The following is a 21790-nucleotide window of genomic DNA, read 5'->3' as shown; positions in this document are numbered from 1 at the left end:
CTAAATACAGTCATTAACCAGGAAGTGCAGCGATAACCCATGCCAAAAAGGTGATGATCGCCAAATAGATGGTATAAAAGAAGTTTCCGACTTTTTTCATGCCTTTCACAAACTCGCTATCGGTTTCTTTGATGTAAAAAATCCACTGCTCTTCATTGGCTTGAGTATCTCTATCCCTTTGCTCTTTGTATTCCAAATCTCTACCGCCAAGCGGTTTGCCACAGTGTTCGCAGATGTCATTGATATCAGTAGTCCAAACAGACCATTGTCCACAATGGGGACATTTTTTCTCTCCCATACTTCAAAATTAATAATCTTATGAATTAATCCTTAAAATTAGAAAAGCATCAATGATGATACCGAAAATATCTTTCAGTATTATATTTTGAATTTTTGACTTTTTCCTTATTCCATCCTTTTCTTTCTATCTTTGCTTTTTCAAATACAAAATCATGAAACTTCACACCAGTACAGTCCACGGAGTCATCACGGCAATAGAGGATATTTTCAAGAATAATAGATATGCAGATAAAGTAATAGAAAGGACACTACGCTCTAATCCCAAATGGGGAGCGAGAGACAGAGGTTTCATTGCAGAGTCTGTTTATGATATGGTTCGCTGGTGGAAACTAATCAACAAAGTAAGCCCATCAGATGATACGTATCATTTGTTTGGTACATATTGGCTACTTCAAGGGAACGAGTTACCTGATTGGCGTGAGTTCAAAGGTATTGATTCCAAGATGATAGAATATAAGTTCAATAAAATTGAAGATAGAGCCACACTTCAGTCTATTCCTGAATGGCTAGATGAGTTGGGCGAAAGTCTTCTTGGAGAAAAATGGGATTCGGAAATAGAAACTTTGAATACCCAAGCAGAAGTAGTCTTAAGAGTGAATACATTAAAGATTTCTAGAGAAGATTTGATGAATCGCTTGGCAGAAGAAGGTGTCGAAACCTATGCGCCTAAAGGGTATAAAGATGCTTTGGTGTTGGGCAAAAGACAAAATATTTTTAGAAATCCAGCTTTCAAAGCGGGCATGTTTGAAGTACAGGATGCATCCTCACAATTGGTTGCGCAGGCTTTAGAAGTTGAACCTGGAATGCGCGTGATCGATGCATGTGCGGGAGCTGGAGGGAAATCATTGCACCTTGCTGCCTTGATGGAAAATAAGGGTAGAATCCTTTCTATGGACATCGAAGGTTGGAAGCTTCAAAATGCTAAATTGAGAGCGAGGAGAGCTGGTATCAGCATTATTGAACCACGAGTAATTGAAGGGAATAAGACTATCAAAAGACTCAAAGAAACAGCAGATCGACTTTTGTTAGATGTACCTTGTACTGGACTTGGTGTTTTGAGAAGAAACCCAGATACCAAATGGAAAATATCTCCTGCGTCAGTTACTAAAGTTCAAGAAATCCAGCAAGAAATTATTCAAAGTTATTCAACTATGGTCAAGCCGGGTGGAATTATGGTTTATGCGACTTGCAGTATTTTGCCAAGTGAAAATCAAGATCAAGTAGCCAAATTCCTTTCCTCAGAAAAAGGGAAGCCTTTTGAATTGATTGAAGATCACAAAGTGTTGGCACAAGAAAGTGGTTTTGATGGATTTTATATTGCCAAACTCAAAAAGAAAGCTTAAGCACCTTTTTATTCTTATAATTAATCCTCCTTTCTATTAGAATCTTTTAGATTTGTAATTTCAAAAATTCTTGATCCGATGCAACAAGAGAAAATAGATGCAATAAAATCTGAAATAGCCGCCACAGATGCTCAAAACGCAGATGAGCTGGAGGCTTACAGAATGAAATATATCAGTAAAAAAAGTGTCGTTGGGGAGCTTTTTGCTGAAATGAGAAATATCCCTAATGAAGAAAAGAAAGCTTACGGTCAGTTGATCAATGAGGTGAAAGTTCTTGCCGAGGAGAAGTTTCAAGTATTGATCGATAAAGTAAATAGCAGCCAAAAGCAATCAAAAACTCAAGATAGAGACCTGACGCTACCGCCAACAAACGTGAGCGTTGGAGGGATTCATCCTTTGACGGCTACTCGTCAGCGAATTATTGAGATTTTTGAAAGAATTGGCTTTAATCTTTCTGAAGGGCCAGAAATCGAAGATGATTGGCATAATTTCACGGCTTTAAATTTCCCTGAAAATCATCCTGCTAGAGAAATGCAGGATACTTTCTTTATTGAGAAAAATCCTGATATCGCTTTGAGAACGCATACTTCGTCTGTTCAGGTAAGGGTGATGGAAAATCAAAAACCACCTATTCGGACACTTTCACCAGGAAGGGTTTACAGAAATGAAGCGATCTCAGCAAGAGCACATTGTATCTTCCATCAAGTGGAAGGGCTTTATGTGGATGAAAATGTGGGGTTTGCTGATTTGAAAAACACATTATATCATTTTGCAAAGGAGATGTTTGGGAAGGAGACAAAAGTGAGATTCAGACCTTCCTACTTCCCATTTACTGAACCAAGTGCGGAGATTGATATCTCCTGCCAACTCTGTGGAGGCTCTGGCTGTAACGTCTGCAAAGGTTCGGGCTGGGTCGAAATCGGTGGTTCTGGGATGGTAGATCCAAACGTCCTCGAAAACTGCGGTATTGATTCCAAAAAGTACACAGGATTTGCTTTCGGTATGGGAATAGAGCGGATTGCGATGCTCAAGTATCAAATCAAAGATTTAAGACTCTTCACTGAGAATGATGTCAGATTTTTGAAGCAGTTTAGGCCGATGCTGTAATTTGTTATTGAATAAAAAGCATAAATAATTCGAGAGCTTGGGTTTTATCAAATCCAAGCTTTTATTTTTTCAGTCTTTTGATTTCTTTGTCGAAAAAGTGTTTCCCCTTGCTTCAATCGGTCATCATCAAGCACAAATCCCTTGAAGATATATTCTCGCAATGTTTTAGTCGCCCAGATTCTGAATTGGGTAGCTTTAGCAGAATTTACCAGGTAGCCTACAGAAATAATTGCATCAAGATTGTAAAACTTTGTCTTGTAGTTTTTTCCATCAGAAGCAGTTGTTTCCAAAATGGAAATAACTGAAAACTCTTCTAATTCATGGCTTTCAAAAATATTTTTGTGCTAAAGGCTCAAATTATTTTCGATGATTTATCTAGCTAATTCTGCCAAATACAACACATACTTTTCCCTGGATTTGGTCCCAATCAGGAAATGTGTACCGCCGTCTTTGAGTTTGTATTTTTTCTTGAAATCGTCTGGAGAGAGTATATAATTTCTCGTAATGACATTGACTTTTCCAGATGGAACTAGCTGTTTCAATTCCTTTTTAGGATTTTCGACTTCTTGTAATATTTTAAAAACCCGTCCAGGTATCTGTTCAGCTGGTAATGCATCACAAGTAAAAAGATGACTATTAGGGTGTAGTTTTTTCAAACCGAATTGCTGCCCAAATAGCTTAAAAGCACCCGCTTTGAGGATACTTGACGTAGGTTCGATAAGATAGCTCCCTGCCGCCCCAAAAACACTTTCTGCTTCTTCTTCCGCTTCAAAAGTGAAAGAGAATTCTCTTTTCCCATCGTGGTGTAGATCGATAGCAATGATTTTTTGGTACTCTATTTTGGGTTCTTGCTGCCATTTGAGGAGCACTTCTTTGACTTCATTGCGGACAGAGATGACCCACACTTGTTGGATTTCTGGAATCTCAATTAGTACTTGCTTGATGTCAAGCATTGGAGAGGCTTTGATTAGAATGGTTTTAGCTTTAGATTTCAACAAACCCCAATGCTGTACGACATTAGGTTCACAATCTGCCAATTTGTAAAGTTTTTGGTTTTGTCCACCACGACGCGCAGGATCTACATAAATCAGGTCGAAATTCTCTTGACTTTTGGAAAGGAAATCCAAGCTGTCGCCATGGATGACTGTGAATTTATCGTTAGAGAGTTGCTTGAAATTATGTTCAGAAAGTTTAGCTAGATCTTCCTGTCTTTCGCAGTAGATTGCTTTTTCGAAATTCTGGGCCAAAAAATAAGTGTCAATTCCCAGACCTCCGGTAAAGTCGATCATGGATTTTCCTTTTACCAATTCAGCCTTAAAAAGAGCTGTATCTTCTGAGGAAGCCTGCTCCATAGAAATGGATGCTGGAAAAAGCAAATTTGGGTTTACAGCCCAAGAGGGGATTTTGTTTTTGGCTTTTTGCCTTGCTTGGATTTGCTGTACTGCAAACTTGAGATCAAATTCGGTCTTCCCAGCGTATTTTAAAAGCAATTGTGCAGGATCTTCATGAAGATGATCCTGCACAAATTGTTTGAATGTTTCAGTATCGAATTGGCTAAATTCCAAATTATACCAAGTTGTGTTCTACTAAGTATTCTGCGATTTGCACGGCATTGGTAGCAGCACCCTTTCTTAAGTTGTCTGCTACAATCCACATATTCAATGTATTTGCTTGGGATTCATCTCTTCTCAATCTTCCTACAAATACTTCATCTTTTTTGTGTGCTGTCAATGGCATTGGATACACATTGTTAGCCGGATCATCTTGTACAATTATGCCTGGAGCTGCAGTAAGAAGATTTTTCACTTCCTCCAAGTCAAAATCTTTGTGGAACTCCACATTGACAGCTTCAGAGTGGCCACCCATTGTTGGGATTCTTACGGTTGTTGCCGTGACTTGGATACTGTCATCGTTGAAGATTTTCTTGGTCTCGTTGATCATCTTCATCTCTTCTTTGGTGTATCCGTTTGGCTGGAATACGTCGATATGAGGAAGTACATTCAAGTCAATTTTATGTGGATAGACCATTTCTGCTTTTTCTCCAGCGCGTTCAGCCATCATTTGATCCACTGCGGCTTTTCCTGTACCCGTTACAGACTGATAAGTGGACACTACGATTCTTTTGATCCCATATTTTGCTCTCAAAGGCTCAAGTGCCAAGACCATTTGAATGGTAGAACAGTTTGGGTTAGCGATGATTCTATCATCAATTCGAAGGTCTTTGGCGTTGATTTCAGGGACAACCAGCTTCTTGGTGGGATCCATTCTCCAAGCGGATGAATTATCGATGACAATGGTACCCGCTGCCGCAAATTGTGGAGCCCATTCTTTGGAAGTGTCACCTCCTGCCGAAAAAATAGCGATGTCAGGCTTCTCAGAAACTGCCTGTTTGAGTCCAATTACCGTATATTCCTTACTCTTATAGGTCATCTTTTTGCCTGCGGATCTTTCACTTGCAACCAAGAGTAATTCATCAAATTGGAAATTGTGCTCTGCCAGCACTTCTAGGATTTCTGAGCCTACCAATCCGGTAGCTCCTACAACGGCTAGTTTCATTTTAAATAGTTTTTGAATTGTTAAAATTGAACCGCAAAGGTAAGTTAAGAATTTTCAAAATGAACTCCTTTGGCAGTGATAATTGGTTAAACATCAAAGAAATGCCATTTTGTTTAAGGATTTTGAAATAAAATTGATTTAAACGTTTAATTTCCAAATATTTTAGAAGTGATTTTGTAAATTTAGTTCATGAGAATTCTTTATTTTGTTTGGGGTTTTCTTGCTTTTTCCCTACTCAGATTTGGGTTTTTTGAAACTGCCCAAACATTAGCTCAAGTTCAGGATTTTGAAAGCAACTTTGAGATAGTCAATCATCCTGATGAATTTTTACCTTTTTGGTCTGCAAATGAAGTTAGAAGTACTTCGGCGAGAATCTTCCAAATCAATCAAGAAGGAAGAAGCAACTCCAGAGCATTGGCGGTTCAGCCGATTAGTACTTTTGATGGTGTTATTTACACACAAGTAAATTTGTCCGACATCGTTGATCCCAAAATTGCATTTTTTGCGAAAACTATTCAAAATGGAGCTGGTAATCGTTCGGCTTTGGTTTTTATATCTTTTTCCAATGATCAAATTCAATATTCTTCCCCTATTCAAGTCGGAGAAGATGAAACATTCAGTAATGAAAATTCAGAATTCAAATTATATGAATTGGAAATCCCAGAAAGCTATACTGAGCTTGTTTATTTGAAAATTGAAGTCAAGTATGGCTCAGGTTCAGGTTCTGCAGCAAGATTTGTGATGGATGACTTTGGTGTTTTTCCAGGTGCCGAGCAAGTAGATCCGATTCGAATTGATCAAGTTTTAATTTTGAACCCTTACGAGTTACAAATTCAATTTGATAGAGCTGTTCGGAGTTTTGAATTATCTCAGGTTAATCTTGATGGTTTACAAATCGAAAATATCATTCATATAGAAGAAAAGTTAGTGAACATTCAAACTATCGATCCATTTCCAAAAGGTAGGATTATGCTTCTCCTAGAAGATATTTGGTCTGAGCAAGGTGATCTGACTGAGCAAATTGATTTTGAAATTGACAATGAAAAGATTCAGTTGGGACAAATTCTAGTCGAAAATCCAAAGCAGATGAGACTGAGCTTTAGCCAACCTTATTTGGAAGCGGATGTTAGTCAAACTTCCAAGTTCACTATAAATGGGAAAAGTCCTCTAGAAATTCGAATCGATGAAAATGTATTTTCAATTCATTTAGAATTAAATGATGAGCTTGTTGTAGATCAAGAAGTCCATGTAGAGGTCAATTCGATCAGAAATTTAGATTTAGAAAATGGAGAACCTCAAAGACGGAATTTTTTATATACAGATGAAATTGAAGCTGTCTTCGCAGTGAATACAAATCAAATCAATATAAGTTCTTCAGTAAATTTGGATTTTTCTTCTTTTGAAGGGCAGGATTTTTCTGTTTTAGATTCAGATTTTGTTTTTTCTGAAATCGAGAATTCAGACGACCAAAAATCATTTCTACTTAATTCCACTACTGATTTTGAGGAGAATGTCGTGTACACGCTAAGTATTCCACCAAGGAAATCATCTAATGGAAAATTACTCAATGGCTCGTTCAGAGATTTTGTTTGGGATGCTACTCCACCAGAAATTGTCCGAGTAGTTGGAATTAGAGAAGATGAGCTTTTGGTGATTTTTTCGGAACCCATAGATCCTGTTTTTGGATTGATTTCAAACAATTATAGCATTGCTGACCAATTCCCAACGAGCGTAATTGTTCAAGAAAATTCGAGCTCTATTCTTTTAAAGTGGGATCTTGATTTTCAAGATCAAATTGAATATTCTCTTGAAGTTTCAGGAATTCCTGATTTGGCGGGGAATTTTATGGAGTCAATTTCTTTTCAATTTACTTTTGAGGCGGCAAAAAGCCTTTCATTCAAAAATCTAATCATCAATGAAATTATGCCTGCTCCAAGAGCTGGAAATTCACTTCCTAATGTGGAATATGTAGAGCTTTTCAATCCTAGTGATAATCCGATTGCTTTAGGAGGATTTCAATTAGCAAATTCTCGAAGAACGACCACTTTGCCCAACGAAGTAATCTTGCCTCTTGAATATGTTATTCTCTGTCCACGAACACAAATCTCTCAATTCACAAATTACGGGAGGGTGATGGGTTTGACTAATTGGCCAACCTTATTGAATGCTGCAGATCAAATTAAACTCTTTGATGACGGAGGGTTTGTTATTGACAGTTTGAATTATACGACTGCAAGTTTTGGGGGTAGTTCTTTTGCTTCGGGTGGGTATAGCTTGGAAGTTGTCAATCCATTTATCACTTGTAATTTATCTGGAAATGTAAAAACTGCTATTGCAGCCGAGCGTGGGACACCAGGAAAAATCAATTCTGTATTTGACGAAACCCCTGATATGACGAATCCTGTTTTGCTTTCAGCAAAAATGATTCATTCAAATCAGGTCTTGCTGGAGTTTTCGAAAAGCTTAAGTCTCAATTTTGATAATATTTCTTGGGAAATCAATCCGAATTTGGTTATTCAATCAGTGGGGATAGGAAATAATCAAGAAAGTTTGATTGTAACTTTTGAAAGCATCATTCAAGAGGGTCTACAATATTTGATTCGTGTCACTGGTTTAAGAGATTGTGTTGGAAACTTGATTCAAGATGGGGAGAATGAAACCTATTTTACCATTCCATCTCCAGCTGAATCAGGTGATGTTATAATTAACGAGGTACTTTTCAATGCCAATACTGGAGGACCGAAATTTGTTGAAGTGTACAACCACTCAGATAAATTTATCAATTTGAAAGACTGGAAATTGGCGAATTTAAGTTCAGAAGGAGAGATTGCAAACCGAAGAATTGTCGCAAATAATGATTTGATTATAGCTCCGAAAAGTTTTTTTGTTTTCACAACAGATGGCAACAGACTTCTATCAGAGTACCCTAAAGGGAATAGCAACAACTTTGTAGAACTTTCTTCCCTGCCAAGTTACCCTCAAGCAGCAGGGAACGTTGTCTGGCTTGACCCTGAGGAAGAGCTAGTTGATATTTTTTCTTATACCGAAAAGATGCATCATCGATTATTGAAAGAAGTTAGAGGGGTTTCACTTGAACGACTCTCTCCTACCGAGCCAACTCAAAATCCAGAAAATTGGAAATCTGCATCTGCTTCAGTTGGGTTTGCGAGTCCAGGATTGAAGAACTCCAACTTATTTGAAGGCTCAGAAGAGTTTGGCATAGAAATCAATCCAAAGGTGTTTGTGCCAGATGCTCCAGGAGAGCAAAATTTCACTACGCTTACATACAAAATGGATCAAGCCGGCAGTTTAGCAACAATCAGAATCTACTCAGTAAGTGGTCATCTGATACGCGAATTGTGTCAGAATGATATTTGGGGTACATCTGGATTTTACACTTGGGATGGAACAGATTCAAGTAATATAAAGGTTAGATCTGGTTATTATATTATCACAATTGACATTTTTGATATGCAGGGAAATGTAAGTCAAATCAAAAAAACTGTGGTTGTCGGAACAAAATTTTAGATAATATTTCATTATCAATTTATTATTTCATATTTTAACTGCCTGAACCTCAAAATATACCTAAAGATGAACCATGACATAATCTCTCAAACATTAAGAACCTATTTCGTAGAGAAAGGAAAAACGATTAAAGTAATCCAGCGCTACCTCAGGATGAAATACCGCTTGGTAATGGACGAAAAGCTACTCGAAAAGAGACTTCAGAATCTCTCAATGAATTAAAAACCGCCTTGTGCGGTTTTTTTATTTTTGATTTCCAAAACCTAAGTGTATTTTAGCGACTTTTAAACCCGATGGGTATAAAAAGAGTATAACTTTACTAAATTACTAACCAATGAGTCAAGACCAAAAAACAGCTTATTCCCCAGATGAACTTAAGGAATTTGAAGAAATAATTTTACAAAAACTTAGTGTAGCTAAAGCAGAGTTAAATTCATTAAAAGAAACGCTAAGCAAAAAAAACGATAGTGGTACTGACTTTACTGCTTCGACCTCAAAACTTTTGGAGGATGGTGCTGATACGCTAGAAAGAGAAAATATGAGTCAGTTGGCGGCAAGACAGCAGAAGTTCATCATCAATTTGGAAAATGCCCTTGTTAGAATTAAGAATGGCACTTACGGAGTTTGTGTTGATACAGGAAAATTAATCGCCAAAGAAAGATTGAAAGCTGTTCCTCACACAATGCATTCTATTGAAGCAAAATTAGCTAAAAGATAATTTGGACTTTCTACATAGACATATTGAAGCATTGGTCTTTTGCTCTCCTTCTCCAATCAGCATAGATGATATTCAAAAGTGTCTTTCTGAAATGTTTGAATCAGAGATACCAAAAGAGCATATTTTAGCTGCAATTTCAGATTTGCGGTTGAAGTATGCTGCTGAGGATTTTTCATTTGGATTTGAGCAAATTGCTGGTGGATATCAGTTTTTAACCAAGCCAGCATATCAAAGTAGTATTTCGATTTTGCTCAAGCAACAATCGCAAAAGCGTCTCTCAACTGCACAATTGGAGACACTTTCTATTATTGCTTATAAACAGCCTGTTACAAAGACAGAAGTAGAGCAAATCCGAGGAGTAAACTGTGATTATTCTATACAAAAATTATTAGAAAAGGAGCTTCTTACCATTAGGGGAAAAGCGGAAACTATAGGCAGACCCATATTGTATGGCACGAGTGAAAAGTTCATGGAGTACTTTGGAATCAATAGCCTTTCTGAACTTCCACAGCCGAAGGATTTTACTACTGAAGAAAATCAAATTGGGGAGTCAAAAGACTAATTTTTGATTTTAACTTCTGCATGACTTGAGATCAAGTATTTTTTACCTGAATTAACTTCTAAACAAAGAACGCGAGTGCGACGAGTTTCTAATTTTTCAAAGAGGCGGCCTTGGATTTCGAATTGTGTTCCTTTTTTGACTTGTTGTAAATATTGCAATTCATCACTTTTTTCAGAACGATCAAATTTGCGCAGCTCTACCATCAAGAAAAAGTCAGCTCCTGAACTTGCTTTCGGATTCATCATGTGTCTTTTGAGTGGAATTAATACATCTCTGGGAAAAATACTCACATCAAGCAAAGGCTCCATTAATTCCTGAAAATACTTTTTCCATTCTAAACCGTGGGGTTTGATGCTGAGACCAAACTTTGTAAATGCTCGGTAATGGGCTACTTCGTGAACATATGTGATCAGAAATTGATAAGGATTTAAATTGTGGTTGATTGTGATCGTTTGTACTTTTTTGTCTCTTCTATAGCGAAAGTCTCCAAGCTTGGTATTTCTTTCCTTTGTTATATAGAAATTAAAAGGGTCTTCTTTCCAGATGTCAAAACAATAATTTACGGCTCCTTTAGGCACATGCTTTTCGAAAGCTTCATAAAAATTCTGATCTCTATTCACAGGGCGAATATAAGAATAGATCAAATTATACTTGTTAAGAATCTGTACTTTTCGCTTTGATTCTACCTCTTTTATATATTTTCTTTTTTTGTTGTACGAATTTAAAATTTAAATCAACATCTTAGGGATAGGATTGGTTTTTGGATTTGATTTTCACATGATATAAATAGATGAATTCGAAATTACTCGTTCGGCTTTCGCTGATCTTTAACTACATGGTTTTTGCCGTTTTACTCAATTCGGTCGGAGCAGTTATACTTCAAGTTCAGAGAACTTATGACGTCAGCAAGGCAGAAGCCTCAGTTCTTGAAGGCTTCAAAGATTTGCCTATTGCAATCTTTTCATTTATTGTAGCTTCTTTTCTTCCAAAGTTAGGAATCAGAAAAGGGATGTTGATTGCCCTTTTTGCTGTGGCCGGACTTTGTTTTATGATGCCGATGGTGGCGGATGAGTTTTGGTATTTCAAGTTGCTCTTCGCTGTGGTAGGAATTTCATTTGCTGTGATCAAAGTGTCTGTTTTCGCTACTATCGGATTGGTGACGAACAGTACCAAGGAACACAGCAGCTTGATGAGCTCAATAGAAGGGTTCTTTATGGTCGGAGTTCTTTTGGGAAATGTCTTCTTCAGCTTGTTTGTTGATGATGCCAACCCAAATTCGAGTACTTGGCTGAATATTTACTGGTATCTGGGAGCCATGACACTAATGGCGGCCTTGCTTTTATATTTTGCCCAGATCAATGAATCAGAATCAAGGAGAGAAGATTCAAAGGCCTCGGAAGATTTTATGGAAATGCTCAAATTGGTAATCAAGCCCTTGGTGTTGGTATTTGCCGCATCAGCATTTCTATTTGTGTTGATCGAGCAGAGTTTTATGACTTGGACGCCTACATTCTATCAGGATGTGCTACAAGTCCCAGCAAGTATGGGAATTCAAGCTGGCGCTGTTTTAGCAGGAGCACTGGCTGTGGGAAGGTTATTGGCAGGAATTATTCTTCGGAAAATTCAATGGCTCACTTTCACCTTAACGTGTACCATTTTGGTTGGCGTTTGTGTGATTTTAACTTTGCCCTTGACCAATAATCAGCCAGAACTTACTGAAACGATTACTTGGTTCAATGCACCTTTTGTTGTTTATCTTTTCCCGATTTTAGGAGTTTTCCTAGCGCCAATTTATCCCACGATCAATTCCGTTGTGCTAAGTGCCCTTCCAAAATATATGCAAAGTTCTATGTCAGGTTTGATTGTTGTTTTCTCCGCATTGGGCGGGACGACGGGATCGATAGTGACAGGACATATATTTGAGTCTTATGGAGGAACTAATGCATTTTATTTCTCCTTATTACCTATCGCAGCACTTTGTCTGGTGCTGGTTTTGCTCTTTAGACAAGTAAGAAAACAAGCCGCATGAAATTTTACGAACAGCCAGAAGATTTATATTTAGCACTTTTTGAGGTTGTGCAAATGAGTGGGGTTTTCCCTGACTCCAAAACTTTTGTGGATTGTATTCCAAAAAGAGAAGCATACGATATTTTAAGTGATTTTTATAAAGCCTTAAAAAGTAAGGACTTTGATTTAAGAACTTTTATCGAAGAGAATTTTATTCTTCCTGAGGAAAGTGACAACAAAGAAATGCAATTTCCTGAGGGGATTACTCTAGAAGGAAGGCTAAAACTTCAATGGGATTTTCTAACTAGGGATGCCGATGAGGAAGTGGAAGGCTCGAGCCTGATTCCGCTGCCACAACCTTACATTGTTCCAGGAGGAAGATTTCAAGAGATATATTATTGGGACAGTTATTTTACCATGCTCGGGCTAAAAGCCTCTGGAAGAGTGGATTTAATTGAAGATATGGTAGAAAATTTCGCCCACCTTATTCGGACAGTTGGTCATATTCCCAACGGGAATAGAACCTATTTTCTTTCAAGGTCTCAGCCGCCATTTTTCTCTAAAATGGTTGAACTCTTGGCTGAAGTAAAAGGCGATAAGGAGGTCATTAAAGATTATTTGACTGAAATTTGGGTAGAATATTTATACTGGATAGAAGGAGAAACAGAAATTCCATTACCAGGAAAATATTACAAAAGAGTTGTCAGAATGGATGATGACACTGCCTTGAATAGGTATTGGGATGATGAAAATACACCAAGAGCTGAATCTTACGTAGAGGATGTAGAGCTTTCTGATCAGAGCAGGCGTTATCCCGAAAAACTCTATCGCAACCTCAGAGCCGCATGCGAGTCAGGATGGGATTTCAGTTCTAGGTGGCTGTACGATCCTATGGATCTTAAAAGTGTCCAAACGATCGCTCTGGTTCCTGTGGATTTGAATGTGTTGATTGCGGAGACAGAAAGAATTATTATAGATTCTATGGAGCTGTATGGTGAAGATGAGCAAGTCATCACCCGCATGAAAAATTTTAGAAAAAATAGAATCGAAGGAATTGATAGGTATTGTTGGGAAGAGGAGAGAGGGATTTTCCTTGATTTTCATATTAAATTCAAAGAAAAAGTCGATAGACCATCTTTAGCAATGCTTTATCCACTTTGGGCAAAAATCGCAGAACCTGTTCAAGCAGATCGGGTATTGGATTATGTAGAAAAACACTTCCTGAAAGCTGGCGGACTTGTCACTACAGAGATCAATTCAGGACAGCAATGGGATGCGCCCAATGGCTGGGCACCTTTGCAGTGGATTGGATTTCAGGCGATGTTGAACTATGGTAGGGAGGATATGGCTAGAACACTTGCAGAAAGATGGACAAAACTCAACGAGTCTGTTTTTGAGCGGACCGGTAAGATGATGGAAAAATATAATGTGGAAGATCTAACCTTGGAAGCTGGAGGAGGAGAATATTCTGTGCAAGATGGCTTTGGTTGGACAAACGGAGTTTATCTGGCGATGAAAGCTTGGCTAAAGGAGAACGCTAAATAAAGAATTGGTTTTAGAAATTATGGAAAGAAAAATAGCACTTATCACAGGGGCTACTTCAGGAATCGGAAAAGCAACAGCGATTGCATTGGCTCAAATTGGCTATCATATCATCGCTACGGGAAGAAGAAAGGAGAGATTGGATTCTTTGAAAGAAGAATTGCCTGAGGGAATAGATTTTTTACCACTTTGCTTCGATGTTAGAGACAAAGAGGCTGTGCATTCTGCCATTTCTGGGTTACCTGAAAATTGGAAAAGCATAGATGTCTTGGTCAATAACGCAGGGAATGCCCACGGCCTAGATCCAATACAATCAGGTTCTTTGGAGGATTGGGATGCTATGATGGATATCAATGTCAAAGGTTTACTTTATGTATCTCACGAAGTGATGCCCATTATGATTGCCAGAAAATCAGGCATCATTGTCAATGTTGGATCTATCGCTGGCAAAGAAGTCTATCCTAATGGAAATGTCTATTGCGGTTCCAAGCATGCTGTAGATGCCATCACCAACGGGATGCGCATGGATTTAAATCCTTATGGAATCAAAGTGATAGGTGTTCATCCTGGTTTGGTAAAAACTGAATTTTCAATAGTCAGATTTAAAGGTGATGCTGAGAGGTCGGATAAAGTATATCAAGGTTTTGAGCCTTTGCTTCCTGAAGATATTGCAGATACCATTGCATTTGCTGTGAGCAGACCAAAACATGTGGTTTTAGCAGATATTGTAATGCTCCCAACAGCTCAAGCATCAGCGACGATAGTGAACAAAAACCTATAAATATGACTCAGAAACTGAATAAATATCTTCTCTTTCTTTTGATCATTTCCTTGGCTTCCTGCGAAACAAAGCAAGTTCAAACAGAGGTTGAAGTTGAAGAAATATTTGAGCAATCAGAAGAAATTGTTCTGTCCGAGGATGAATTTATTGGTGAACTTGAGCAAGGCCTGATTGATGCCGGATTGATAGATATCGAGACAATCATTCCTGAGGTTTATGTGGATTTGAAATATTCTACCACAGATAATTTTTTTGGTCAAGATGTTTATGGAGAGTTGACACGCTGCTATATCCAACCTGAGGTAGCTAAAATGCTGCTTAAATCCTTCGAAATTCTTAAAAAGGAACATCCTGAATTGACTTTTTTGATCTATGATGGTGTACGACCACAATCTGTTCAGCAAATACTTTGGGATAATTTGGATAAACCTGACAGCATCAAGCCACTTTATGTTGCTGATCCGAAAGTTGGGGGATTACATAATTTTGGTGTTGCCGTGGATTTGACATTGGCTTTTCAGGAATCAGGAGAGGCTTTGGAGATGGGAACGAGTTATGATTATTTTGGCTATCCTGCTTACCCCGACAGAGAAAGTCAAATGCTCAAAGAAGGAAAAATCACACAAGAACATATATCAAACAGAGAGATTCTCAGGAAAGTCATGAAGCATGGAGGTTTCACCGGCATCGGTTCTGAATGGTGGCATTTTAATGCTTTTTCGAGGAAAGAAGCTGCAGAGCGATTTGAGATAGTAAAGTAGGTCTCACGCGGATTCCGCAGATTTCACAGATTTTAATTTATCACGGATGAACATATATGGACACTTTGTTAAAAAACAATTCAAATCTTAGTGCCCTCAGCACCTTGGCAACCTTTGCGAGAATCTAAATCTACAATCTACAATCTTAAATTTTAACCAAGCCAATTATGAAATTGAAAAACGTTATCATCCCTTTTCTAGCCTTATTTCTGATGATGATTATAAGTGCGGAAAGCTTTTCTCAGAATCAATTCAAAGCTCTGGTGTTTAGCAAGACGAAGGGATTCCGTCATCAATCCATTCCTGATGGGGTAGTGGCTTTGAAGAAATTGGCTAGGGATAATGTTTTCCAGATTTACACGACGGAAGATGAAGATTTTATTACTGACAAAAATCTAGCAAGTTTTGATGTGATCATTTTGATGAGTACGACTGGGACGATTTTCAACTCGGAGCAGAAAAAAAGTATTGAGAAATTTGTCCAAAGCGGGAAGGGCATAGTAGGTATTCATAGTGCAACAGATACAGAATACGAATGGGACTGGTACACTAAATTGATCGGGGCACAGTTTCTCAACCATCCCCATCAGCAAACACTCAAACTCAATGTAGTCGATAGAAATCACCCTGCGACTTACCATCTTCCTGAAAGTTGGGTTTGGTCGGATGAAATTTACGCCTTCAAAAACTTCAACGAAGATGTGAATGTCCTAATCACCGCTGATGAAAGAACGTATGATGCAAAAGACGGCATGGGAGATTTTCATCCTATTTCTTGGACCAATGAATATGACGGTGGTCGCATGTTTTACACTGCCTTAGGCCATACAGATTGGGCTTTTCAAGATGACAACTTTATGAAACACATCCTTGGAGGCATTTGGTGGGCTGCGAAGGGATATCCTGTGGAGTGAGGGAAAATAAAGGATGATCTCGCTAAGGACGCGAAGGGGCAAAGGGCGGAAAGGAAAAAGAAAAAAGAGGAAAGGGGTACGAAGTACAAAGTACAATCCGCCGTGGCGGACGAGTTGAACCAAGTAAGGCAAGTCTCTGTTGAGCATTGAACTGTTAATTTTGTCTTTTATTAGTCTTAGTTCTCGCTTCTTGTATCTTACGTCTGAAGTCTCAAATCTTATTTCCTCCTTCCGCTCTTCTCCATCATCCTTTTTTTCAACACCCTGTCATATATTATGTATTTTTAGACACTAAGTAATGTAAATGAAGCAAGAACTACTCAATCAAATCTTCAAAGAACTTCATCGCGAGGCTTATCTCTGGTCTCGGCAATGTTGTGGTTTTGATGATGAGCTTGCCAAAGATGTGCTTCAACAGGTGTATCTGAAGATATGGGAGGAAAAGGCGAAATACAATTCTGAATCAAAAATCAAAACTTGGTTGTTTTCTGTCATCAGGTTTACAGCACTAGAATGGTTGCGAAAAAATCAGAAAGTGGTACCACTACACGCCGATTTTGATTTGGTAGAAGAAGAAAGAATCCCTGAGACAGCCTCGCATGAAGATCTGATTCAATTACTCCCAGAACGGCAAAAAGAGGTTTTACTGTTGGTCTTTTACCATCAAATGACTCTGGAAAAAGCCGCAGAAGTAATGGAAGTCAGCATAGGAACAGCACGGACTCATTATGATAGGGGAAAGAAAAAATTGAAAGAACTCATCCTAATAAAACAGACTTATGAAGCTACAAGATGATATCAATGACAAGGAGCTTGAAATGTTTTTTGCAGAGCTCAAGCATCAAGATAGCGAAATCGCTATTCCTGCTTATAAAAAAAGAACTCCTTCTAGGATTTGGAAACTTCTTCCTTTAGGGATCGCTGCTTCTGTATTGTTAGGATTTTGGATATGGAATCAGGAGGAAAAAGAAGTGCCACTATATCAAGATTTGATTATCATTTCCTTGGTGGAGGGGGAAAATCAGGAACAAAAATTCGTCATCGAGCAAGCAGCGTCCATGGATGTTTGGGAATCGCCTACAGCATCATTATTAGATACTTACTAAACCAATTATACGATCATGAAAAAATTATTCACAGTTTATTTATTGCTCTTGGCCGGCATGGTGCAAGGTCAGGATTTATTTCAAGGAACTTTGTTTCCAGCTGAATTGATCATGAAAAACAGAGAGACGATTTCCTTGACTGATCAACAAGCCGAAAAAATCAAAACGATTCACGGCAAAAACGCTGGTGAATTCAGCACACTGAGATGGGATTTGGATGCAGAGAATGAAAAGCTGAAAAAAATACTGCAAGAACCAAAGATCAATACAGATGCTGCAATCAAGCAAATGGACAAGATCCTAAATCTTGAAAACCAATTGAAGAAGAAGCAGTTTAGCAATTTGTTGGCGATACGAGCAGAGCTAAGTGAGGATCAAGCAAAAACTTTAGCAAATTATTCCAAAACAGTAAGTCCTTTTGTAGTTACCACGAGAGGAAATGCCAATAATTCTACCGTAGTAGTTGGATCAAGTGATACCAAAAGCACATCTATCAAATTGACAGGAAAAAGTACCTTGTCAGGAGATAAACAACCGCTATATATTCTCAAACAAGATGGAAAGGATATCATTTTAAAGGGCTTTGAGGATATCAAGCCAGATGATATCGATAGCATTACTGTTCTAAAAGATGCAGCCGCAGTCAATACCTATGGCGTAAAGGGCGAAAATGGTGTAATTATTATCACCTTGAAAAAGGATAATAACCCTGATTTAGAGAAGTAAGAATTAATAAAGCCCTTCATACAGAGTAAGTTTGAAGGGCTTTTTTCATTATGTTTTTAATGTTTTGATTTTTTCAAGTAGGTTTTATTTTAAGATTTGACTAATATCTTGTCTTCCTACAATGGTCATTATTAAAACATTTGACGCAAATTTACATCACTATCGAACCAATGTAAAGTAAAATTTTCAAATTTTTCCATAAAACTCAATCTAACGCCATTTTTCAAATCTCTATTGGTATTCGCAGGTGACAAGTCTTGGTAATGTTTGGGATATTGTTTACTCGTAGAATCCCCTTACAAAGTTTCTAAAAATAAATTGAGTCTCTCAGTTTCATCTTTTTGATAGTATCATTTGATACTATGAGTCCTTTTTAAGTGTCGCAACTTCCAAAAAATAATAATCCATCAAATCCTCACTGCTTTGTGATTTGGCTTTGATCAAGAGTTTCCCAGTGAGCGGAATCGTAAAATTGCTGACATTCGGATTGATTGTTGATAAGTTCACTTCGTCAGTTTTGTAATTTAAAAATTTATTCCCTAGTCTAATGTAAATAAAGTTGGTAAAGGGAAAAATCTAAGAATTTTGAAGGGTGTATTTTTGTTTAATTAAAATAAGTTCATCAATATTTGGGTGAACACGAATAAAGTATAGCGATTCATTATCTGCATGAATCAATTTTTGATAGGGGTAGATTTCTTTTGAATAAATAATATTATTTTTTGAATCTTCAATCAATAGAAAGCCATGGTCTTCATTGATATCCATATTTTCATCTCGGTATTTAACAGCCATAGATGCTATAAATTGATCATCTATAGGTATTAATGATAGATAACTATCTCCAATTTTGCTTGAACCAATTTCCCCTCCTTGATACTCATATAATTTATAATCTAATGCACTACTATAAATTTTAGAGTATTTGATTAAATTTCCATTTGTATCAAAAATTTCGATTAGAGGACTTCCTAACGATTGCCTTATGAAAATTTTATTACCCTTAATATTAAATCTAAATAGACCCCTACTTAAAACATCAATTGGCTCTTTCTTTCTTTCCTGAGGAAATCCACCCATTACATTTTGTAATCTTCCATCAATTGCATTAAAAACACCCACAAAAGATGATGTGTTTATATATTTTCTAATGTCAGTATTTCTAAACTTGCTACGTATTCCAGTGACATAAGACATTTGTTCTGACAAGTAATAGAAAGACTCTTGATAATTAAAAAACTCATGTTCTTCGTCTTCTAAGCCTGATAATTCTATTTCTTGATATTTATCTCTTTGAGAGTTTAAAACAATTACTTTTGATTTATCAGGAAAAAATAAGTGTATATTCTTGGTTTCAGGATCATAATTTACTCCTTTCAAGTTGACTTCTGGTAGAGCAAATTGCAATGTGTTTAGATCAAGATTTTCCAGAATTTTCATATCTTTAAAATTAAGAATCAATATTTTTCTATCATCTTGAATGGTCAAAAATTCTGAGTTCTTGTCTAAAATAAAATTTGAATTATTAAAAATCACCTGTTTGGTATTAATCAATACTGTATCAGATGAAATTATATTTATCGGTAATTCAAGGAGTTCCTTATTATTAATATTACAGGAACTCAAAATAATCAAAATAATCAAAAGTGAAATTCTCATATTTTTAAGTAGAGTAAAGCGTGGTAAGGATACCACGCTTTTTTTAATTAGTGAACAATAACTTCTCTTAAATTACAAACTTGTTGTCTTGAACCATCGGGACAATCATACATTGCGCAAATCATCCATTCATCCCCTGAAATACTGTCTCTATCCAAAACACAAGTCATTGTGCCCCCACCTTCAAGTGAAGATTGAGCATTTGCATTTAGATTGAAAATACCGATCCCTATGAAGGCTAATAATCCAAAGAGAAAAAGAAACATTTTACTTTTCATAATAATAAAATTTAATTTGTTAATAAATTGATTAAAAAGGTTTTAGCGCCAAAAACTTGACCTAAACATACCCCCCCCCTAATTTAAAGTCAAGTTTTACTTAAAAAAATAATTCAAGATTTTAGATAAGTAGTTGATTTTCAGTTAGAAAAATTTTTTTATTAAAATAGTAATAAATCGTCATAAAATTATCCGATATATAGATTAAAAATGAATATTATGATGATAAATGTTATTTTATTGTAAATAGGATGACAGTACTAAGAAATAAGTGGTAAAACTCTTTGCTTAATCTGTTTTTAAGTCTAATTTTTAGATAAGATTGACTTGTTATCAATTAGTAACCCGATATTATATTTGGTTATGGAATGAATTTGGATAAGGTTGTGACAATAATTATTACAAAAGCGCTCTTTGTAAAAACGAAATTATTAGGAGTTTACCTCATTATTAGGAGTTTACCTATTAAAACAAAAAACCCCAAAAACATCTCCAATAGATATTTCCAGGGTTTTGTAATACTCAAATTTTCTCTGCGTCTCTGCGTGCACTAAACTTCCGCACACTTTGCTCCTTGGTGCACTTCGCGAGAGCCAGACTTATATCATCCCAACAGATCGCTTCACAAACTCAGTCAAGTCCTTACCTGTTAGCAAGCCTTGAGCAAGGAGTGCAAGGTCGAAAGATTGCTTGGCAAGTTTGGTTTGTTCCTCTTCGCTTTCGGCTTTGATCCTACTTTGAAAAAAAAGCGATATATTTTAAAACTATACTTTTGTTTTTAGTTGGTGTGTCTGGAAAGAAATTACAAGTCAAACAGGAAATTTTCAGATAGGTAAGAGGTGTTTTTGATTTGACTTCATTCATAACAAAATTAAAATCCTCTTCTAATTCAATATCAGTTTCTTTTAGAAGTTGGAAACCTATAAATATTTGTTCAAACTCATTAAAATTTAAATTATAATTCACTAAGTCTATAAAAAATCTCTCATTAAGGTTTTTGTTAATGCTATAAGATTTGTTGTCTTCAAATAAAAGTTCTCCTGGCCTTCCATCCGCATCACCATAAATTACAGGACGAATTAAAAATCGTTCCACTCCATCTGTATACCACTTATGATTAAAGAAAAATTCTAGGCCTTGCAAATTTTTATCCTTGACCTTATTTAGATTTAAAATGGAAACAACCACAGCTTCACCTTTAACGCCTACTCTTACGTTTTTCTTAGAAAAGTTGGGATTATTCACAAGCTGAAATCCCTCAGATTTGACTTCAACCTTTTCCAATTCAATAATTTGACTAGATAAATCTTGGGCAAGTGATAATCTACAGGTTAATATAAAGATCAGAGTGAGTAAGTTTATGATCTTAAGGAAGTCCTCAGTAAGCATTGTTTCTTCTTATTTAATATTTAACTAAGTGATCAAATCTATTGGGTTAACTATTACCATGGATGCTAATTTTTATAATAGTCAAATTGATAAATTAATGGGGGATGAATTCCCCCATTTAATTTTATAATAAAGCAGAACAATCAAAGTCATAACTGACCTCTGTCCCTACTGTTATCCATAGAAACTTTTGTTTACAAACTGTTTTTGTTTTTGGGCAAGAGCCAGGCTCTACCTCTATTTGAGTGGTTTCACAATCTTTTCCAAATGCGCTAGCTTCAGCACTATTTGGCATAAATGTAAGTCCCAAAGCAAATGCAATCGCTAGATTGAATGACATGAATTTTGTAATTAACTTTCTCATCTTAATAAAATTAAATTTGTTAATAAATAGATTAAAAAGCTTTTAGCGCCAAAAACTTGCACTAAACATACCCCCCCCTAATTAAAAGTCAAGTTTTACTTAAAAAATTAATTCAAGATATTAGATAAGTGGTTGATTTTCAGTTAGAA

The 21790-nt window shown here is 36.7% G+C and carries 24 protein-coding genes; 14 read left to right on the top strand and 10 right to left on the bottom strand.

Annotated elements, in window-relative coordinates; translation table 11 throughout:
* Window positions 1–13: 13 nt before the first annotated feature.
* Window positions 14–298, bottom strand: coding sequence for a hypothetical protein (locus BELBA_RS03685; RefSeq protein ID WP_014771409.1), 285 nt, complete (start codon window positions 296–298; stop codon window positions 14–16).
* Window positions 299–452: 154 nt separating this feature from the next.
* Here BELBA_RS03685 and BELBA_RS03680 point away from each other — a divergent pair, with 154 nt between their 5' ends.
* Window positions 453–1643: an RsmB/NOP family class I SAM-dependent RNA methyltransferase gene (locus BELBA_RS03680; protein WP_014771408.1), complete on the top strand. Its 1191-nt coding sequence runs from the start codon at window positions 453–455 to the stop codon at window positions 1641–1643.
* Between the two features lie 78 nt (window positions 1644–1721).
* Complete coding sequence (pheS, locus tag BELBA_RS03675) at window positions 1722–2750, top strand: phenylalanine--tRNA ligase subunit alpha (RefSeq protein ID WP_014771407.1); 1029 nt, start codon at window positions 1722–1724, stop codon at window positions 2748–2750.
* A gap of 47 nt (window positions 2751–2797) precedes the next feature.
* Here the strand turns inward: pheS and rhuM are convergent, their stop codons facing one another.
* The 3 genes from rhuM to BELBA_RS03660 all read right to left on the bottom strand — a co-directional run bounded on the left by rhuM (window position 2798) and on the right by BELBA_RS03660 (window position 5306).
* Window positions 2798–3043, bottom strand: coding sequence for a RhuM family protein (gene rhuM / locus BELBA_RS19510; RefSeq protein ID WP_280956343.1), 246 nt, complete (start codon window positions 3041–3043; stop codon window positions 2798–2800).
* 78 nt (window positions 3044–3121) lie between these two features.
* Window positions 3122–4315 (bottom strand): THUMP-like domain-containing protein, encoded by a 1194-nt coding sequence (locus BELBA_RS03665; protein ID WP_014771406.1) that lies wholly within the window; start codon window positions 4313–4315, stop codon window positions 3122–3124.
* A gap of 1 nt (window position 4316) precedes the next feature.
* Entirely contained in the window at window positions 4317–5306 is a 990-nt protein-coding gene (locus BELBA_RS03660) for an aspartate-semialdehyde dehydrogenase (protein ID WP_014771405.1), read from the bottom strand.
* A 189-nt stretch (window positions 5307–5495) separates the two neighbouring features.
* Here BELBA_RS03660 and BELBA_RS03655 point away from each other — a divergent pair, with 189 nt between their 5' ends.
* The 4 genes from BELBA_RS03655 (at window position 5496) to scpB (ending at window position 10114) form a co-directional block, all read left to right on the top strand.
* On the top strand, window positions 5496–8834 hold the full coding sequence (locus tag BELBA_RS03655) for a lamin tail domain-containing protein (RefSeq protein ID WP_014771404.1): 3339 nt from the start codon (window positions 5496–5498) through the stop codon (window positions 8832–8834).
* A gap of 66 nt (window positions 8835–8900) precedes the next feature.
* Window positions 8901–9056 carry a hypothetical protein gene (locus BELBA_RS19820; protein ID WP_014771403.1) on the top strand — a complete coding sequence of 52 codons (156 nt, stop codon included), beginning with the start codon at window positions 8901–8903 and terminating at the stop codon, window positions 9054–9056.
* A gap of 112 nt (window positions 9057–9168) precedes the next feature.
* Window positions 9169–9552 carry a TraR/DksA family transcriptional regulator gene (locus BELBA_RS03650; RefSeq protein ID WP_014771402.1) on the top strand — a complete coding sequence of 128 codons (384 nt, stop codon included), beginning with the start codon at window positions 9169–9171 and terminating at the stop codon, window positions 9550–9552.
* Window position 9553: 1 nt separating this feature from the next.
* Window positions 9554–10114: an SMC-Scp complex subunit ScpB gene (scpB, locus tag BELBA_RS03645; RefSeq protein WP_014771401.1), complete on the top strand. Its 561-nt coding sequence runs from the start codon at window positions 9554–9556 to the stop codon at window positions 10112–10114.
* Here scpB and BELBA_RS03640 read toward each other — a convergent pair.
* Window positions 10111–10758, bottom strand: a complete 648-nt coding sequence (locus BELBA_RS03640) for a SprT-like domain-containing protein (RefSeq protein ID WP_014771400.1) — start codon at window positions 10756–10758, stop codon at window positions 10111–10113. The two genes, scpB and BELBA_RS03640, sit on opposite strands and share 4 nt — an antisense overlap.
* Before the next feature lie 146 nt (window positions 10759–10904).
* Between BELBA_RS03640 and BELBA_RS03635 the strand changes: the two genes are divergently transcribed.
* The 8 genes from BELBA_RS03635 (at window position 10905) to BELBA_RS03600 (ending at window position 17951) form a co-directional block, all read left to right on the top strand.
* Window positions 10905–12143, top strand: coding sequence for an MFS transporter (locus BELBA_RS03635; protein ID WP_014771399.1), 1239 nt, complete (start codon window positions 10905–10907; stop codon window positions 12141–12143).
* Window positions 12140–13666, top strand: coding sequence for an alpha,alpha-trehalase TreF (gene treF, locus BELBA_RS03630; RefSeq protein ID WP_014771398.1), 1527 nt, complete (start codon window positions 12140–12142; stop codon window positions 13664–13666). The genes BELBA_RS03635 and treF overlap by 4 nt, the downstream gene beginning before the upstream one ends.
* A gap of 19 nt (window positions 13667–13685) precedes the next feature.
* Window positions 13686–14444 (top strand): SDR family NAD(P)-dependent oxidoreductase, encoded by a 759-nt coding sequence (locus BELBA_RS03625; RefSeq protein ID WP_014771397.1) that lies wholly within the window; start codon window positions 13686–13688, stop codon window positions 14442–14444.
* A gap of 2 nt (window positions 14445–14446) precedes the next feature.
* Complete coding sequence (locus BELBA_RS03620; RefSeq protein ID WP_014771396.1) at window positions 14447–15205, top strand: M15 family metallopeptidase; 759 nt, start codon at window positions 14447–14449, stop codon at window positions 15203–15205.
* A gap of 167 nt (window positions 15206–15372) precedes the next feature.
* Window positions 15373–16119 (top strand): ThuA domain-containing protein, encoded by a 747-nt coding sequence (locus BELBA_RS03615; RefSeq protein WP_014771395.1) that lies wholly within the window; start codon window positions 15373–15375, stop codon window positions 16117–16119.
* A 304-nt stretch (window positions 16120–16423) separates the two neighbouring features.
* The gene (locus BELBA_RS03610; protein ID WP_014771394.1) at window positions 16424–16915 is read left to right on the top strand and encodes an RNA polymerase sigma factor; all 492 of its coding nucleotides are present in this window, start codon (window positions 16424–16426) and stop codon (window positions 16913–16915) included.
* Window positions 16899–17225: a hypothetical protein gene (locus BELBA_RS03605; RefSeq protein ID WP_014771393.1), complete on the top strand. Its 327-nt coding sequence runs from the start codon at window positions 16899–16901 to the stop codon at window positions 17223–17225. Before BELBA_RS03610 ends, BELBA_RS03605 begins: the two co-directional genes overlap by 17 nt.
* Before the next feature lie 15 nt (window positions 17226–17240).
* A complete protein-coding gene (locus BELBA_RS03600; RefSeq protein ID WP_014771392.1) occupies window positions 17241–17951 on the top strand; it encodes a Spy/CpxP family protein refolding chaperone in 711 nt (236 codons plus the stop codon).
* Window positions 17952–18311: 360 nt separating this feature from the next.
* On the opposite strand, the gene BELBA_RS19575 is transcribed toward BELBA_RS03600, so the two are convergent.
* The 5 genes from BELBA_RS19575 to BELBA_RS03580 all read right to left on the bottom strand — a co-directional run bounded on the left by BELBA_RS19575 (window position 18312) and on the right by BELBA_RS03580 (window position 21641).
* Complete coding sequence (locus BELBA_RS19575) at window positions 18312–18458, bottom strand: hypothetical protein (RefSeq protein ID WP_157466050.1); 147 nt, start codon at window positions 18456–18458, stop codon at window positions 18312–18314.
* Window positions 18459–18527: 69 nt separating this feature from the next.
* Window positions 18528–19610, bottom strand: coding sequence for a hypothetical protein (locus tag BELBA_RS03595; RefSeq protein WP_014771391.1), 1083 nt, complete (start codon window positions 19608–19610; stop codon window positions 18528–18530).
* 47 nt (window positions 19611–19657) lie between these two features.
* Window positions 19658–19888: a hypothetical protein gene (locus tag BELBA_RS03590; RefSeq protein WP_014771390.1), complete on the bottom strand. Its 231-nt coding sequence runs from the start codon at window positions 19886–19888 to the stop codon at window positions 19658–19660.
* A 732-nt stretch (window positions 19889–20620) separates the two neighbouring features.
* On the bottom strand, window positions 20621–21172 hold the full coding sequence (locus BELBA_RS03585; RefSeq protein ID WP_157466049.1) for a hypothetical protein: 552 nt from the start codon (window positions 21170–21172) through the stop codon (window positions 20621–20623).
* A 229-nt stretch (window positions 21173–21401) separates the two neighbouring features.
* Window positions 21402–21641: a hypothetical protein gene (locus tag BELBA_RS03580; protein ID WP_014771388.1), complete on the bottom strand. Its 240-nt coding sequence runs from the start codon at window positions 21639–21641 to the stop codon at window positions 21402–21404.
* Window positions 21642–21790 lie beyond the last annotated feature (149 nt).

Origin of the sequence: Belliella baltica DSM 15883 (assembly GCF_000265405.1) — a bacterium.
Taxonomy (GTDB): Bacteria; Bacteroidota; Bacteroidia; order Cytophagales; family Cyclobacteriaceae; genus Belliella; species Belliella baltica.
The sequence above is the reverse complement of the archived record's forward strand: the minus strand, read 5'-3'. Positions and strand labels throughout refer to the sequence as shown.

Bases quoted from the DNA above. Each gene is read 5' to 3' on its own strand.
- BELBA_RS03685 (WP_014771409.1), bottom strand. From the start codon at position 298: ATGGGAGAGAAAAAATGTCCCCATTGTGGACAATGGTCTGTTTGGACT.
- BELBA_RS03680 (WP_014771408.1), top strand. From the start codon at position 453: ATGAAACTTCACACCAGTACAGTCCACGGAGTCATCACGGCAATAGAG.
- pheS (WP_014771407.1), top strand. From the start codon at position 1,722: ATGCAACAAGAGAAAATAGATGCAATAAAATCTGAAATAGCCGCCACA.
- BELBA_RS03660 (WP_014771405.1), bottom strand. From the start codon at position 5,306: ATGAAACTAGCCGTTGTAGGAGCTACCGGATTGGTAGGCTCAGAAATC.
- BELBA_RS03655 (WP_014771404.1), top strand. From the start codon at position 5,496: ATGAGAATTCTTTATTTTGTTTGGGGTTTTCTTGCTTTTTCCCTACTC.
- BELBA_RS19820 (WP_014771403.1), top strand. From the start codon at position 8,901: ATGAACCATGACATAATCTCTCAAACATTAAGAACCTATTTCGTAGAG.
- BELBA_RS03650 (WP_014771402.1), top strand. From the start codon at position 9,169: ATGAGTCAAGACCAAAAAACAGCTTATTCCCCAGATGAACTTAAGGAA.
- BELBA_RS03635 (WP_014771399.1), top strand. From the start codon at position 10,905: ATGAATTCGAAATTACTCGTTCGGCTTTCGCTGATCTTTAACTACATG.
- treF (WP_014771398.1), top strand. From the start codon at position 12,140: ATGAAATTTTACGAACAGCCAGAAGATTTATATTTAGCACTTTTTGAG.
- BELBA_RS03625 (WP_014771397.1), top strand. From the start codon at position 13,686: ATGGAAAGAAAAATAGCACTTATCACAGGGGCTACTTCAGGAATCGGA.
- BELBA_RS03620 (WP_014771396.1), top strand. From the start codon at position 14,447: ATGACTCAGAAACTGAATAAATATCTTCTCTTTCTTTTGATCATTTCC.
- BELBA_RS03615 (WP_014771395.1), top strand. From the start codon at position 15,373: ATGAAATTGAAAAACGTTATCATCCCTTTTCTAGCCTTATTTCTGATG.
- BELBA_RS03610 (WP_014771394.1), top strand. From the start codon at position 16,424: ATGAAGCAAGAACTACTCAATCAAATCTTCAAAGAACTTCATCGCGAG.
- BELBA_RS03605 (WP_014771393.1), top strand. From the start codon at position 16,899: ATGAAGCTACAAGATGATATCAATGACAAGGAGCTTGAAATGTTTTTT.
- BELBA_RS03600 (WP_014771392.1), top strand. From the start codon at position 17,241: ATGAAAAAATTATTCACAGTTTATTTATTGCTCTTGGCCGGCATGGTG.
- BELBA_RS03595 (WP_014771391.1), bottom strand. From the start codon at position 19,610: ATGAGAATTTCACTTTTGATTATTTTGATTATTTTGAGTTCCTGTAAT.
- BELBA_RS03590 (WP_014771390.1), bottom strand. From the start codon at position 19,888: ATGAAAAGTAAAATGTTTCTTTTTCTCTTTGGATTATTAGCCTTCATA.
- BELBA_RS03580 (WP_014771388.1), bottom strand. From the start codon at position 21,641: ATGAGAAAGTTAATTACAAAATTCATGTCATTCAATCTAGCGATTGCA.